We start from the raw sequence: 13,942 nt of genomic DNA, 5'->3' as shown, positions 1-13,942 counted from the left end.
CACCCAACTGTTCTACCGAGACGATCCGTACATCGGCCGCGACGCGGTCTTCGCCGACGTGGAATCGCTGCAGGCGGATTATGTGCGCCACGAACCCGGGGTCGCCCCTGACGGGACGACGGTCGAGGAGCCCTTCGTGACCCTGGACTGGACCTTCGTCCTGGGCACCAACACCGACCTGGACGAATCCGCCCGGCTGCCGATCCCGCCGGTACGTTCGTGACCACCCGCCGCAGTCCGTTCCGCGCCGATCTTCTCCAGGGGAAGGTGGCATTAGTAACCGGCGGCGCCACCGGGCTGGGACTGGAGATCGCCAGGGTACTGGGGAGTCACGGGGCTCGCGTCGCCATCTGTAGCCGGAAGGAGGCCAACCTCCAAGCCGCGGTTGCGGCATTGCGGCAAGCGGGGATTGAGGCCTGCTACGGAGTGTGCGACGTCCGCCGGCACGACGAGGTGACGGCAGTCATCGAGGAAGTGCTGCGCACGTTCGGTCGACTCGACGTCGTCGTCAACAATGCGGCCGGAAATTTCCCGGTCCCGATCAGCGGCCTCAGCCCTAACGGGTTCAAGGCCGTGGTCGACATCGACCTGTTAGGGACATTCAACGTATCGAAGGCAGCCTACGAACTATGGCTGCGTGACCACGGCGGCGCCGTGGTGAACATCAGCGCGGCGATTCAGTACCGCGGCATGGCGCTGCAAGCGCACGTCGTTGCGGCCAAAGCCGGCATTGATGCGCTCAGCCGCGCTTCTGCGATCGAATGGGGACCCGACGGGGTACGCGTCAATATTGTTGCCCCCGGGGCGATGTCAGGAACCGAGGGGGTGAAGAGAATCGCAGGCGATGACCAAAACCGCACCATCCTGAATCCCCTCAGGCGTTCCGGTTCGACCACCGAGGTGGCTGAAGCGGTGCTATTCCTGGCCAGTGACGCGGCGTCGTACGTTACTGGAGCGACTTTGGTCGTCGACGGCGGCGGTTGGCTGACAGCCAGTGGCATCCCGGATTTGCCCGGCTACCACTGACATTCACATCGTCACGGTCAGCGGCCAGACGCTCCAAATGTCATCGCAGTACTCGGCGATGGCACGATCCGACGAGAACTTGCCGCTGCGTGCGGTATTCAAGATGGACGTCTTCGTCCACGCGTCTCGGTCCTGCCAAGCGGCACTCACCTGGTCCTGGCAATTCACGTACGACGCGTAGTCCGCGCAGACCAGGAAGGGGTCGTCGTAGCGCAGGTTGTCAAGAACTCGGCTGACAGGTAGCAGGTCACCTTACGGCCGAGATCCAGTGAGGTCTGCGTCGACGCCACCCGGCGGTCCTGCATGCGGTCACGCACGGCCAGCGCGAGCGCCCGGTAGTAGTGCTCGGGCCGCAGGGCCGCGGCCGGCCGGCCGATCGAGTAGCGCAGGTGATCGGTGATCGCTCGCTGCAGCGCTGGCGCACCCATCCCGGTGCGGGAGTGCTCGACCAGGTCGGCGGGCCTTGTGTGATCGACATCGGTCATGGTGAGTCCTACTCCCTAGATGGAGACACCGCACGCATGCGCGGCGGCGCGCAGGCCGAAATTGTGCCGGCGATGTCTGCACACCAGGCACGTAATTGACGTCCGTCTCGTGAACGCAAACCCACGGACTGGCAAAGGAAAAGCGTTGCGCTTCGGCTTTGCCCTGGCCGTGGTGCTCTATTCCGGCCAGCTGTTGTTGAGGATGATCTGGACGAAGTCGTCACGCACGAAGGAGTCGTCGAAGTGTTGCAGCACATCGGCATTCATGGTCCCGAACGTGCTATCCGGCCGGTGCTTCATGCCGTCGTTGAACGCCTGCAGGATCCGGTTTTTGAAGTCGGGTCGGGGATGCGCAGCGGTGACCGCCTCAATTGCTTGAGACGATAGGTCGCTGCGGCCGATGCCGAGGACGTCGGCCTCGACGCCGGCGGTGACGAGTGCGATTTCGGGGTCCAGGAATTCCGGCACGCCGGGCGTTGTATGCAGTGCGATGGAAAGCCAGACCTTGCGGGCGGCGGCCTGGGCAACGCCACGTTCCAGGAGAAAGTCCCGTGCCGCGTTGGCGCCGTCGACCTCGAACCGAAGCATGGACGTCCGATAGCCTTCGGTCAGCCCGATGTCGTGGAACATCGCGCCGGCATAAAGCAATTCGGGATCGGGCTGCAGGCCACGCCTATGACCTTGCAGTGCGCCGAAGAGGAACACTCGCCGCGAGTGGTTAAACAGCAGTTCGTCTTCGGTGTCGCGGATGTACTCGGTGATTTCACGCACGAGCGGGGTGTCGGGAATAGCGATACCGGCGATGGACTGCGTAGATGCGGCGCTCATCGTGAATCCTCTCGATTTGTTAGCCACCCGAGGGCAGCTGACTCAGCAGCGCGTTGAGGCCGTATTCGAAGACGGCGTCGTAGTCGGTGGGAGACTGCAGCGCCTGAACGAGCGCCTGGTCGGGCCAGTCGTCGTCCCACAGCGAGGGGTCTTCCTCCTCGTGTTTGGCGCCCCGAACCGCCGAGAACTGCATCACCGCAGACGATATGACGTGAACCTGCACCGCTCGCAAGATGAGTGCGGCATCAGTTCCGGTCACGCCCAACTCGGCCAGCTGCGCCGCCAATGTCTGCTGAATCGGCAGAAACAGCGTCGGCGTTCGGTCCCGTTCATGGGCAATGGCGAGCAGGTGTTGTCGGTCGATCAGCGCGCTGCGCTGAGAACGCGCTAGTGACGCGATGCGTTCGACGGCAGTGTCACCCTCGATGGGCAGATGTGCCATCTCGCTTAGCAATCGGTCGACCAGGCTGTCGAAGAGCTTGTCGCGGCCGCCGACATGCCAGTAGATCGAGGTGACTGCTACCCCAAGTTCCTCGGCGAGGCCGCGCATCGTGAATGCCTCGACGCCGTGGTCTTCGATCAGCCGGGCAGCGGTGTCGAGGATCGTTTCTGCGCTAACAGCCTCCGTCACTGGCTTCACCCCCTCCGGTCATCCGATCTGCTTCGGGTAGGTCGAGGTAGCGTTCGAGGTTGCGGTGCATATTAATAACCCGCCGTTCCTCGTTGGACAGCCTCAAGTGCGTGAACCCGGGCTGGTGCAGACCGCGCTGAAGTCCGGCCAACACGTTAATGTCCTGAGTCATCACCAGACCGGGCTCGGCCTCATTCGCCGTCATCCGAACGTCGGCAGGCTTGATTCGCGGCGCACCCGGCGGCATCCGCGTCCACAACAACATGACAAACTCGCCGTGATCGGGATCCGGCCCAGGATGTGCGGCCATCACCGTGAAGTGATCGGCGTTGGCCAGCAGCGTGAGATTCGGGAAGACGTTGTACTGGTGCAGTCGCATCACCTGGTCGGTACTGGCCCAGCTCAAATCGACGCCGCGCGAAGCAGCGAAAGCTCTTGTCCGCTCGGCGATTACGTCTTTGGCGGACCAGCCGTGCTGGTCGCCCGGGAATGGCGTGCCCTCCGCGACGCCCATCAGGGCCCCCTGGGTGCAGACGTAGGCGTCCCACACCTCAGCGTCGGTGGGCATCTGCTTGAGATGCGGGCTTGGCACACCGTAGAGCTGCTCGGACTTGCCGGTGTGCCCCCAAATCACTTGCGGGGCATAGACATCATCCATGCACCGGTGCAACTCGGGATGCAACGTCTGGACGTGATAGGTCTCGCTGAACCCGTCGGCGATCGTCTTCCAGTTCGCATCGACCTCGATGGTCATGGTCCCATAGCAGCGGAAGTCGCCGAGACCGAGCCATGCGATGTCCTGCGGCACCGCCTCCAAGAAGTCGGCTAACGGCGCGGCGTCGACGTCGAGGTTGACGAATATGAGCCTTTCCCAGGTGTCGACCCGAACCGTGACGAGTGGCAGCTCAGACATCTGCAGCGTTCCAAACCCTTTGCGGTTGGGAACTCGCTTGAGAACACCGCACAGATCCCAGGTCCAGCCGTGGTAGCCGCAGCGCAGTTCACCCAAGCCTGCGCCCGAGCCGGCGCACAGCGAGTTGCCGCGATGGCGGCACACGTTCTGGAAGGCGCGAAGCGTCCCGTCGTCGCCGCGAACAATGAGTACCGAGTAAGGGCCGCAGCGGTATTCGAAATAGTCGCCGGGCTCGGCGACGTGGTCCACCGTGCAGGCGACCTGCCAGACTCGCGGCCACATCCGCTGCACTTCAAGTTGAGCAAACGCAGGGGAGTAATACCGCTCCGCGGGCACCAGGGTCGGGCGTTGCGGCGGCGTGCCGATCGCGTCCTCGCGTCGAGCGTCTGGGGTGACTTGGGTCGTCATCGAAGCATTTCCCTCGCGTCTGTAACGGTGTTACATTGGCCACTGTAGCGGCTGGCCAGGAAGGGTGTAATCGTGTTCGACCTCAAAATCACGGGCGGAACCGTTGTGGACGGAACCGGTACGGACCGATTCGACGCCGACATCGCCGTCAAAGACGGCAGAATCGTCGAGGTTCGTCGCCGCGGGCCCGGTAGCGCGCCGCTGGAAGGCGAGGCCGCCGAGACGATCGACGCAACCGGAAAGATCGTCGCGCCCGGATTTGTCGACATCCACACCCACTACGACGGCCAGGTCAGCTGGGACGACATGTTGGAGCCGTCCAGCAGCCACGGCGTGACCACCATCGTCATGGGTAACTGCGGGGTCGGGTTCGCGCCGGTGCGGCCGGGTCAAGAAGATTGGCTGATCGGCCTGATGGAAGGTGTCGAGGACATTCCCGGCAGCGCACTGACCGAGGGCATCTCGTGGGGTTGGGAGAGCTACCCGGAATACCTCGACGTCATCGGAAGAAAGAACTTCGCCGTCGACGTGGGCAGCCAGGTAGCCCACGGCGCGGTCCGCGCCTACGCGATGGGCGAACGCGGCGCCCGTAATGAGCCCGCCTCACCCGACGACATCGCGGCGATGGCACGCCTCGTACAGGAGGCCGTCGAGGCCGGCGCCCTGGGCTTCTCGACCTCCCGCACCATCGGTCACCGGGCCATCGACGGCGAGCCGGTTCCCGGAACTTACGCCGCCGAGGACGAGTTGTTCGGACTCGGCCGGGCCATGGCGGCCGGCGGCCAGGCCGTCTTCGAGCTGGCGCCGCAGGGCGTGGCCGGCGAAGACATCATCGCGCCCAAGAAGGAACTGGACTGGATGCAACGCCTCGGCGCCGAGATTGACCGGCCGATTTCATTCGGCATGATCCAGGTGGACGCCGCGCCGGACCTGTGGCGCGAACAGCTGGACATCTCGGCGGCCGCCCACGCGGCGGGCAGTCGGTTGTATCCCCAGATCGCCGCGCGACCGTTCGGCATGCTGTTCGGCTTTCCCGGGCATCACGCGTTCACCCACCGCCCGACCTTCCGTCGGTTGAAGGCTGAATGCAGCCGCGACGAGTTGGCGAAGCGTCTGGCCGACCCCGCCGTCAAGGCGGCGATCCTGTCCGAGGACGATCTGCCGCCGGACCCAAACAAGTTGTTCGACAACATGTTCGCCCTCGCTCAATATTCGCTTGGTCGGCTCTATGCGTTGGGTGATCCTCCCGACTACGAGCCGACCGACGAACGCACCGTGGAGAAAATCGCCGCCGACCGCGGCGAGGACCCATTGGCCACGCTCTACGACCTGATGCTGGATTCCGACGCAACGTCCATGCTGATGCTGCCGTTCTACAACTACTCCTACGGCAACCATGACGCGATCCGGGAAATGCTCACGCATCCTGCGGGCGTGGTCGGGCTGTCCGACGGCGGCGCGCACTGCAGCATGATCTGTGACGCGTCGTATCCCACCTTCCTGCTGACCCACTGGGCGCGGGATCGCCACCGCGGCGAGAAGCTTCCGCTGGAGTACGTCATCCGCAAGCAGTCCCACGACACCGCGCAGCTGTTCGGGCTCTCCGATCGCGGTGTCGTCGAAGTCGGAAAGAGGGCCGACGTCAACGTGATTGACATGAATGCGCTCACCCTGCATGCGCCCCGGATGGCCTATGACCTGCCGGCAGGCGGCAACCGGCTCGTGCAGGGTGCCTCCGGCTACAGCGCGACGATCGTCAACGGCGTCGTGACCCGCCGCGACGGCGCCGACACCGGCGCTCGCCCCGGCCGGTTGGTGCGTGGCGCGCGCTGAGCCGGATGGAGGGTCTGCCCGTCAGCTCACGAAGTTTCTTGCGAGCTGATACATGTTGAGTTGTGCGAGCAATCGCGATGTGAATTCGCTGAATTTGTTCTCGAACCGCGCTAGCTCGGATCGAATTGCCCTGTCGAGATCCGCTGCGGTGACGAGTATTCCGTGCGCGATGGTCGCGGTCAGGTCCCGTTGAACCGACCAGTCCGACTTGCGCGGGTCGGTTCGGCTGACGATGAGCTCCGCGCGACCACCCTCGGCTGGGGTTCCTGTACTCGTGAGCCCGAGAACCGTCGCCGCGGTCGCCGTAGCGAGGCGGAAGGAGTCCCGGCGCGGTATTCCGGCCTGGTCGAATGCTTCGAATTCGCGGTGGAGTGCGATACCCGGCGCGACGAATGGCTGTTGCGTGTCGGTGCCAAGGAGCAAGGTCACGCCGTCGTCATGCAGCTGGCTGATGAACTCGTGTTTGCGCTCCACGGCGCGTCGGCAACGATCGAAGTCCTCCGTGGTGAGATTTCTGTAGGTAGGCATGCCCTTGTCGGGGTTCCACACCACGGTTGAGTAGAACGAGGGCAGCGTCCCGGCCGTCGGCTCGCGGCACGCCTCCTGGTAGCGGTCGAGATCCAGAACGCCCGTGACAGCGTTGAGGGTCGGCGTCATCGCAAGCCGATGTTCGATGCAGGCGCGGCGGACGATGTCGGTTCGACGCTGATCGACGGCGTCCCAGTCGTAGATGCGGTCGAAAATGTGGTCGCGTCTGATGCTGCTCGGCGGCGCCACACCCATGAGGTGCTGGCTGTCCGGTAGCAGGGCTTCCTCGTGGCCGAGCCCGTATGGGACATGGCCCAGAACTCCCATGCCCGCCTCCTGCGCAGCCCGCTTAAGCGCTTCGATTCGCGGGAGATCGAGGTTCTCGTACGATTTGACCCACGTCGCACCAAGGTGCTGCAGCCGCTTGATGATGCCAGGCGCTTGTGCCGGACCGTCATACACGAACGAATTTGACCAGCGCGCGGGTGGGGCGTTCACAAATCCGTAGGCGTAGTGGATTTCCGGTCCGGGAAGCGCCCCCGAGGCGACACAGGCGAGCGCGGCGGGGGTTGTGGTCCCGTCCGGGTCGCCGGCGTCGCGAACGATCGTGATCCCGTGCCGAAGCGTTTGGAGCAGGAATATGTCGGTGAGCCGGAGCAGGTTGGCGGGGGGCATGTGCACGTGCATGTCGATGAGCGCACTGGCCACGAAGTTACCTCTGGCGTCCTCGAACACGGTCGCGCCGGGCGCCAGGGTCTCGGTCCCGGTTGGTGTGACGCGGTCGATCTTCCCCGCAGATACCAGGACATCGACGTGTTCTTCGTCCGGGCGATCGGCGTATGCGAGGGTGACGTCCGGGAGGACGAAAGCGTCGCGAATCATCGGCAGAATCGGGTCGCGCGGGGATACCGTCTGAATCCACGCCTCGCGTCCTAGCCGCCGAAATTTGGTGTTGTGCCGCAGCGGCGGAGCGGGTCGGCGACGCACCACAGACAGGCTCGGTGTCGCACAACAGCCACCATGCACCAGGCTCATCACGGCACGTTCAAACTCGTCAAAGGTCCCATCAGACCCGGAGCGTGGAGCTGAGTTTGGCGATAAGGCACCGGTCATCGTGTGTCCTTATTCATCGGTTCGTTGGGATAGCACGAAGGCGGGTGAGTCGGGGAGACCTCGGTTCCAGTGTCACTGGGCGAGCGCGTGATCGATCACCGTCTCAGCGGCCGCGCGAGCCTGCGCCCACGGCGACGAGTCGTCCAGCGAGGTGGCCAGTGCGGCCGCACCTTCATAGAGCACCCCGAGCTCGTTGCCCAGTAGTTGTGGGTCGGCGGCGCCCGCCTGCTTGGCCAGCGCAGTCAGTTCGTCGATGAAGCTGCGCTTGCTGGCACGAACAATTTTTTGAACTCCGGGCATCGATCCTGCTGCCTCGACGGCGGCATTGTGGAACGGGCAGCCGCGTAGCGGTCCGCCAGGCGCCGTGGGTGCTTGGAAAATGGCGAGTAGGCGTTCGCGCGGCGTTTGGTCGCCGGCGTCCGCCAACGGTTGCACGGAATCGGCGACGCGTTGCTCGATGCTGCGCAGATATTCCTCGACCACCGCTGTCTTGCTCGGAAAGTGTTGGTAGAGAGTCCGTTTGGAGACCGACGATTCGGCGGCGAGTCGCTCAACGCCAGTGGCGTTGATGCCCTCGCGATAGAACAACTCCGCGGCGGCATCCAGGATGCGCTGCCGCGCGCCGCGGCCGCCCCTGGTCGTCGTGTGCTGCTTGCTCATGGCAAGAGTATACCGACCGGTTTACATCGGACGTCAAGTGGTGTAGCGTGGCGACGGATAGAAGTACACCAATCGGTTTACTAGGAGTGCACATGACAAATCGATCGCCCGTGGTACTGGTTACCGGCGTCTCGTCGGGCATCGGCCGGGCTATAGCGGGCGCCTTCGCGGAAAAAGGCTTCGAGGTCTTCGGCACCAGCCGCAACCCGCGAACGACGCAACCGGTCGCCGGAGTGGAATTGGTCCAGCTCGACGTCACCGACGACGCCTCGGTCACCGCGGCCGTATCCACCGTCGTTCAGCGTGCCGGGCGCATCGACATCCTGGTCAACAACGCCGGCGCCGGCGTCTTCGGCGCCGCGGAGGAGACGTCGACCGGCCAGGCGCAGCAGCTGTTCGAGACCAACTTCTTCGGATTGGCGCGGTTGACCCGCGAGGTGCTCCCTTACCTGCGTGCACAGCGCAGTGGTCGCATCATCAACATCAGCTCGGTGCTGGGATTCCTGCCGTCGCCCTACGGTTCGTTCTACGCGGCCTCAAAGCACGCGGTCGAGGGCTACTCGGAGTCCCTCGATCATGAAACCCGCGAATTCGGTGTGCGGGTCTCCGTCGTCGAGCCCGGCTACACCAACACCTCGTTCGAAGCCAACGCAACCGATGCCGATTCACCGCTGCGGGATTACGAGGTCGTTCGCGAGCACGTCAAGCAGGTCATCACCGACGAGTTGCATACCGGGGATGATCCCTCGGTCGTCGCGCGAGTCGTGCTGAAGGCGGCGACCAGCCGTACGCCGAAATTGCGGTATCCGGCCGGACCCCTGGCACGGCGGCTGGCGTTGCTGAAGAAGTATGCGCCGGCTGGCTTGCTGGACAACGGAATTCGCAAAGCGAACAAGTTGACGACGGCAACACCGAAGCCGAATCAGGTGCCGCAGAAGGTTTGGTAGGGGCCGAAGTCCTCGGGAGCCGGACTGGCATACCGCTCGAGGCCCGGTCGTTCGTGGTAAGGCGCGGTCACGGCCACCAGCAACCGCTCGAACGAATCCGGGTCGCCTGATGTCGCCGCGGTCAAGGCTTCCTCGACCAGGTGGTTGCGCGGAATGTAGATGGGGTTGGCGCGGTCCATTGAGTCGGCGTCTGGGCGCAGCGCCCGCCAGCGTGAGATCCAATCGTCGAAGCCGGCGGGCCCGGTCTCGCCGCGAGTCGTCCCGCTGAGCTGGCGGAAGAACGAGGTGTAATCCACCTGGCTTTCCTTCAGCAGGAGCAGCAACTCGTCGACCAACGACGCGACGACGCCGGCTTCGACGTCCGCAGACAAGCCAAGTTTGACTCGCATCCCGGACGTCCAGACCGTGTCGTACTCGTCGCGGAATGCCCCGAACGAGTTCTCCGCGAGCGCAATACCCTCTTCGACGTTGTCGGAGAGCAGCGGGAGAAGTGCCTCGGCGAACCGGGCGAGATTCCACCCGGCGATGGCGGGCTGATTGCCGTAGGCGTAGCGGCCCCAATAATCGATCGAACTGAAGACCGTGTCGGGGTCGTAGGCCTCCATGAAGGCGCATGGTCCGTAGTCGATGGTTTCGCCGGAGATCGTCATGTTGTCGGTGTTCATCACCCCATGGACGAAGCCGATCAGCATCCATCGGGCCACCAACGACGCCTGAACCCGGGCCACCGCTTCGAACAGCGCGAGATAGGGGTGGTCGGCGTCCGCTGCCTCGGGGTGGTGACGCGCGATCGCGTGGTCGGCCAAGCGTCGCAGTAGGTCCGGGTTGGCGGTAGCGGCGGCGTATTGGAAGCTCCCGACACGCAGATGGCTGCTGGCGACGCGGGCGAGCACGGCGCCGGCCAGAAGCGTCTCGCGCTGTACCGGGCGGCCCGTACCGACCACTGCCAACGATCGCGTCGTCGGCACACCCAGCGCGTGCATGGCCTCGCTGACGAGGTATTCGCGCAGCATCGGTCCCACCGCGGCGAGGCCGTCACCCCCGCGGGCGAACGGTGTGGCGCCGGAACCCTTGAGGTGGATGTCGCGAATGCGCCCGTCGGCGCCGACCAGCTCGCCCAGCAGCAGCGCGCGCCCGTCGCCCAACCGCGGCACGTAGCCGCCGAACTGATGCCCGGCGTAGGCCTGGGCTACCGGAGCGGCATTGACGGGAACCAGGTTGCCCACCAAAAAGCGCAACCCGTCTGGACTGCGCAGCCAGGCAGCGTCGAGGCCAAGCTCGGCGGCCAGCGGCTCGTTGAGCACCAGCAGTCGCAGGTCGGGAAAGGTCTCGGCTTGCCAGCGGACAGCCATCTCCGGCAAGTCGCGGAAGAAGCGGTCTCGCAGGGCAACAGTCGTATCCGGAGCGACGCTCACTTCACCCACAGTACGGAGACTCCGAAATCGTGGCCCTTCTGGGACGCAAGCGTCAGCGTTGCCGCTACCGTGGATGCGCGCCATCCGCACCATTCGTTTTGCGATGTCGCTACGGTTTAGGGAAGACGAACCCGGCAAGGATGGAACGAAGAGACGACAGATCACTCGATGTACGAAAAGATCGACACCGCCGCGGCGGATTCTACTGGCGTCGGCTCACGCATCGACCCGGTTCTCGCCCGGAGTTGGTTATTGGTCAACGGCGCCCATGCCGACCGGTTCGAAGACGCTGCACGTTCTCGCGCCGACATCGTCGTGCTCGACATCGAGGACGCGGTCGCTCCGAAGGACAAGGCCGCCGCCCGCGACAACGTCCTACGTTGGCTTGAGGCCAGCAACACCGATTGGGTTCGCATCAACGGCTTCGGCACCCCTTGGTGGGCGGGCGATTTAGCCATGCTGACCGACACCTCGGTCGGCGGGGTGATGCTGGCGATGGTCGAATCGGTGGACCATGTCGCCGAGACAGCGAAACGACTGCCTGATGTGCCAATCGTGGCGCTGGTCGAAACGGCGCGGGGTCTGGAGCGCATCACCGAGATCGCTGCGGCCAAGGGTACTTTCCGGCTCGCCTTCGGCATCGGCGATTTCCGCCGTGACACCGGCTTTGGAGAAGACACGGCCACCCTGGCTTACGCTCGCTCACGCTTTACGATCGCCGCCAAGGCGGCCAACCTGCCCAGTGCGATCGACGGGCCCACTATTGGCTCCAACCCACTGAAGCTAATCGAGGCCACGGCTGTCTCCGCCGAGTTCGGGATGACGGGCAAGATCTGCCTTACGCCGGAGCAATGTTCCGTGGTTAATGAGGGACTATCCCCGTCACAGGATGAAATCTCCTGGGCCAACGAGTTTTTCGCAGAGTTCGAACGCGACGGGGGAGAGATTCGCAACGGGTCTGACCTCCCGCGCGTCGCTAGGGCCACAAAAATCCTCGAACTGGCTCATGCCTATGGCATCAAAGTTTCTGAGTTTGACGACGAACAAGTTCACATGCCCGCGCCGTCGGACACCTATCACTACTGAAAGAGCACGGCAGCTGCAAATGTCGAGGAGGCGGTGGCGTGGGTTCTGCGGTCGGCGACATAGGCGACATCGACTTCGACGATCTGACATCGCCCAGGTTAACCGATGTCCAGCGTCAGATTCTGGAGTTCACCGAGGCCAAACACGTCGAATTCGACATCGACCAGATGCTCGCCGAAGCCGTCGACCAGGCTTCGGTGGGCGACGACCTCGACGATACCGACGGCTTCAGCGACCGGCTGGCCGCGCATGTGGCCGCGATCGAAGCCGACCAAGGACTGACCCAGCTCACCCGCTCGTCGCTGCGGCAGCGGGTGGTTCGCCTGCTGCGCAACCGACTCTCGCTGACCGACCTCATCAAGCGGTATCCCGAGATCGAGTCGATCCACATCGAGAAGCCGTTCATCGTGGTCGGGATGCCGCGATCCGGAACCACGCATCTGGTCAATCTCATCGCCGCCGATCCACGCCGGCGCGCGCTGCCGTACTGGGAGAGTCAGGATCCGATCCCGGCGCTCGGCCAGGGCCCCGACATCGTCGGCGTCGACCCCCGTTACGCACGAGCCAAATCCGAACACGACGCGTTGATGGCGAGTGCCCCCGTCGTGGCCGCGATGCACGACCGGTTCCCCGAGGCGATCGAGGAGGAAGTCGAACTCCTCGACCTGGATCTGGCCAGTTACGTACTGGAATGGCATGCCCGCGTGCCGGACTGGCGCGACTATTACCTGGGCCTCGACCAATACCGGCACTACGGGTACCTGAAGAAAGTCTTACAGGCGTTGACATTCCTGCGCGGCCCAAAAACCTGGGTCCTCAAAAGTCCGCAGCACTGTGAGCAGCTCGGCCCGCTGATGGCCACCTTCCCGGACGCGACAGTGGCCTTCACGCACCGCGATCCGGTCGCGGTGATCCAGTCCGCGATCACGATGATGGCCTACTCCGACCGGCTGCGCCGGACCAGCATCGAACCGGGCTGGCTGTTGGACTACTGGAGTGACCGGGTGCATCGGCTGCTCAGCGCGTGCGTGCGCGATCGCGACCTGGTGCCGGCCGAGCACAGCATCGACATCAGTTTCCATCACCTCAACGGCAATGAAATGCCGTTGCTCGACGAGCTTTACCGTCGCGGCGGAGTCGAATTGACACCGAAGGTGCGCAAAGGCTTCCAGCGTTATCTGGATGGCAATCCGCGTGGCAAGCACGGCCGGATCCGCTATGACCTACACCGGCACTTCGGCATTTCGCCCGACGAACTGCGCGCCCGGTTCGACTTCTATTTCGACAGGTTCGACGTACGCGCCGAATAAAGGAGAAACAGTGATGTCCGAACCGGTCTATCGCAGCCGGCCGGGAGCCGACGCCATGCGCCCGGCCTCCGCCGAGAAAGCCGAGCAGGTCGCCCCGGGGCTGTGGTGCTCGCCGGGCCTGTCGAACTCCTACCTGCTGACCACCGATGACGGCCGGGTGATCGTCAACACTGGTATGGGTTTCGAGGGGCCGGTGCACCGCGCCAACTTCGATGCTGTCGACTCCTCACCGGTGCGCTACATCATTTTCACCCAGGGCCATGTCGACCATGTCGGCGGTTTGGACAGCGTGCGGGACCCGAATACAACGGTTGTCGCACAAGCAAACTGGACATTGTGGCGAGACGACAACGAACGCCTCATCCCGTACCGGGCCAGCCGCAGCGCGTTCGCCTTCAAAGACACGTTGGCGACCGGCATCCAGGCCATTCAACGCCGTCTCGGCACCAAGCGTCTGCCGGCCCAGAGTGTTCCCACCGTCGACCTCGACTTCGAGGACACCCTCACACTGGAAGTCGGCGGTCGGCGGATGGAGTTGATCTCCGTTCCCGGCGGTGAAACCAACGACTCGCTGGTGATATGGCTGCCGGAAGAGCGAATCTGCCTGTGCGGGAATATGTTTGGTCCGCTCTTCGGGCACATCCCCAACCTGGTCACCATGCGTGGCGACCGGTATCGGGATGCGCTGACCGCCATCGCGTCGGTCGAGCGGGTTCGTGACCTGCAACCCGAACTCCTGGTGACCGGCCACTTCGAGCC

The 13,942-nt window shown here is 64.2% G+C and carries 13 protein-coding genes and 2 pseudogenes; 7 read left to right on the top strand and 8 right to left on the bottom strand.

The features are described 5' to 3' along the window. Together VEI45_RS11560 and VEI45_RS11555 are read left to right on the top strand one after the other, a co-directional pair. A pseudogene (locus VEI45_RS11560) lies at nt 1-223 on the top strand (hypothetical protein); the annotation flags it as partial. After that, complete coding sequence (locus VEI45_RS11555; protein WP_324853232.1) at nt 220-1,026, top strand: SDR family oxidoreductase; 807 nt, start codon at nt 220-222, stop codon at nt 1,024-1,026. The pseudogene VEI45_RS11560 and the gene VEI45_RS11555, both read left to right, overlap by 4 nt. Nucleotides 1,027-1,029: 3 nt before the next feature. Here the strand turns inward: VEI45_RS11555 and VEI45_RS11550 are convergent, their stop codons facing one another. The 5 genes and pseudogenes from VEI45_RS11550 to VEI45_RS11530 form a co-directional block, all read right to left on the bottom strand. Next, the gene (locus VEI45_RS11550; RefSeq protein ID WP_414687458.1) at nt 1,030-1,221 is read right to left on the bottom strand and encodes a glycogen/starch/alpha-glucan phosphorylase; all 192 of its coding nucleotides are present in this window, start codon (nt 1,219-1,221) and stop codon (nt 1,030-1,032) included. Between the two features lie 26 nt (nt 1,222-1,247). Beyond that, nucleotides 1,248-1,511: pseudogene (locus tag VEI45_RS11545) on the bottom strand (glycogen phosphorylase); the annotation flags it as partial. A gap of 177 nt (nt 1,512-1,688) precedes the next feature. Next, a complete protein-coding gene (locus VEI45_RS11540) occupies nt 1,689-2,339 on the bottom strand; it encodes an HD domain-containing protein (protein ID WP_324853230.1) in 651 nt (216 codons plus the stop codon). 19 nt (nt 2,340-2,358) lie between these two features. Beyond that, on the bottom strand, nt 2,359-2,970 hold the full coding sequence (locus VEI45_RS11535) for a TetR/AcrR family transcriptional regulator (RefSeq protein WP_324853228.1): 612 nt from the start codon (nt 2,968-2,970) through the stop codon (nt 2,359-2,361). After that, nucleotides 2,954-4,291 (bottom strand): aromatic ring-hydroxylating dioxygenase subunit alpha, encoded by a 1,338-nt coding sequence (locus tag VEI45_RS11530; protein WP_324853227.1) that lies wholly within the window; start codon nt 4,289-4,291, stop codon nt 2,954-2,956. Before VEI45_RS11530 ends, VEI45_RS11535 begins: the two co-directional genes overlap by 17 nt. A gap of 72 nt (nt 4,292-4,363) precedes the next feature. On the opposite strand from VEI45_RS11530, the gene VEI45_RS11525 reads away from it, so the two are divergent. Next, nucleotides 4,364-6,124: an N-acyl-D-amino-acid deacylase family protein gene (locus VEI45_RS11525; protein WP_324853225.1), complete on the top strand. Its 1,761-nt coding sequence runs from the start codon at nt 4,364-4,366 to the stop codon at nt 6,122-6,124. Nucleotides 6,125-6,145: 21 nt separating this feature from the next. Here the strand turns inward: VEI45_RS11525 and VEI45_RS11520 are convergent, their stop codons facing one another. Next, nucleotides 6,146-7,687 (bottom strand): amidohydrolase family protein, encoded by a 1,542-nt coding sequence (locus VEI45_RS11520; RefSeq protein ID WP_324853224.1) that lies wholly within the window; start codon nt 7,685-7,687, stop codon nt 6,146-6,148. A gap of 150 nt (nt 7,688-7,837) precedes the next feature. Then, complete coding sequence (locus VEI45_RS11515; RefSeq protein WP_324853222.1) at nt 7,838-8,425, bottom strand: TetR/AcrR family transcriptional regulator; 588 nt, start codon at nt 8,423-8,425, stop codon at nt 7,838-7,840. Between the two features lie 92 nt (nt 8,426-8,517). Between VEI45_RS11515 and VEI45_RS11510 the strand changes: the two genes are divergently transcribed. Then, a complete protein-coding gene (locus VEI45_RS11510) occupies nt 8,518-9,372 on the top strand; it encodes an oxidoreductase (protein WP_324853219.1) in 855 nt (284 codons plus the stop codon). On the opposite strand, the gene VEI45_RS11505 is transcribed toward VEI45_RS11510, so the two are convergent. Beyond that, a complete protein-coding gene (locus tag VEI45_RS11505; protein ID WP_324853217.1) occupies nt 9,348-10,787 on the bottom strand; it encodes a protein adenylyltransferase SelO in 1,440 nt (479 codons plus the stop codon). The genes VEI45_RS11510 and VEI45_RS11505 overlap by 25 nt on opposite strands. Nucleotides 10,788-10,955: 168 nt before the next feature. Here VEI45_RS11505 and VEI45_RS11500 point away from each other — a divergent pair, with 168 nt between their 5' ends. The 3 genes from VEI45_RS11500 to VEI45_RS11490 all read left to right on the top strand — a co-directional run. Continuing rightward, nucleotides 10,956-11,873 (top strand): CoA ester lyase, encoded by a 918-nt coding sequence (locus VEI45_RS11500; protein ID WP_324853215.1) that lies wholly within the window; start codon nt 10,956-10,958, stop codon nt 11,871-11,873. A 38-nt stretch (nt 11,874-11,911) separates the two neighbouring features. Continuing rightward, the gene (locus VEI45_RS11495; RefSeq protein ID WP_324853213.1) at nt 11,912-13,183 is read left to right on the top strand and encodes a sulfotransferase; all 1,272 of its coding nucleotides are present in this window, start codon (nt 11,912-11,914) and stop codon (nt 13,181-13,183) included. A 13-nt stretch (nt 13,184-13,196) separates the two neighbouring features. After that, nucleotides 13,197-13,942: MBL fold metallo-hydrolase (locus VEI45_RS11490; protein WP_324853211.1), on the top strand; the 746-nt coding region annotated here is incomplete at its 3' end.

The sequence above is a fragment of the Mycobacterium sp. genome, from assembly GCF_035623875.1.
GTDB lineage: Bacteria > Actinomycetota > Actinomycetes > Mycobacteriales > Mycobacteriaceae > Mycobacterium.
This window is presented reverse-complemented; position numbering and strand designations above follow the sequence as displayed.

What these genes read in the sequence shown, in the direction of transcription:
- VEI45_RS11540 (WP_324853230.1), bottom strand. Translation starts at nt 2,339, where the DNA reads ATGAGCGCCGCATCTACGCAGTCCATCGCCGGTATCGCTATTCCCGAC.
- VEI45_RS11530 (WP_324853227.1), bottom strand. Translation starts at nt 4,291, where the DNA reads ATGACGACCCAAGTCACCCCAGACGCTCGACGCGAGGACGCGATCGGC.
- VEI45_RS11520 (WP_324853224.1), bottom strand. Translation starts at nt 7,687, where the DNA reads ATGAGCCTGGTGCATGGTGGCTGTTGTGCGACACCGAGCCTGTCTGTG.
- VEI45_RS11515 (WP_324853222.1), bottom strand. Translation starts at nt 8,425, where the DNA reads ATGAGCAAGCAGCACACGACGACCAGGGGCGGCCGCGGCGCGCGGCAG.
- VEI45_RS11510 (WP_324853219.1), top strand. Translation starts at nt 8,518, where the DNA reads ATGACAAATCGATCGCCCGTGGTACTGGTTACCGGCGTCTCGTCGGGC.
- VEI45_RS11500 (WP_324853215.1), top strand. Translation starts at nt 10,956, where the DNA reads ATGTACGAAAAGATCGACACCGCCGCGGCGGATTCTACTGGCGTCGGC.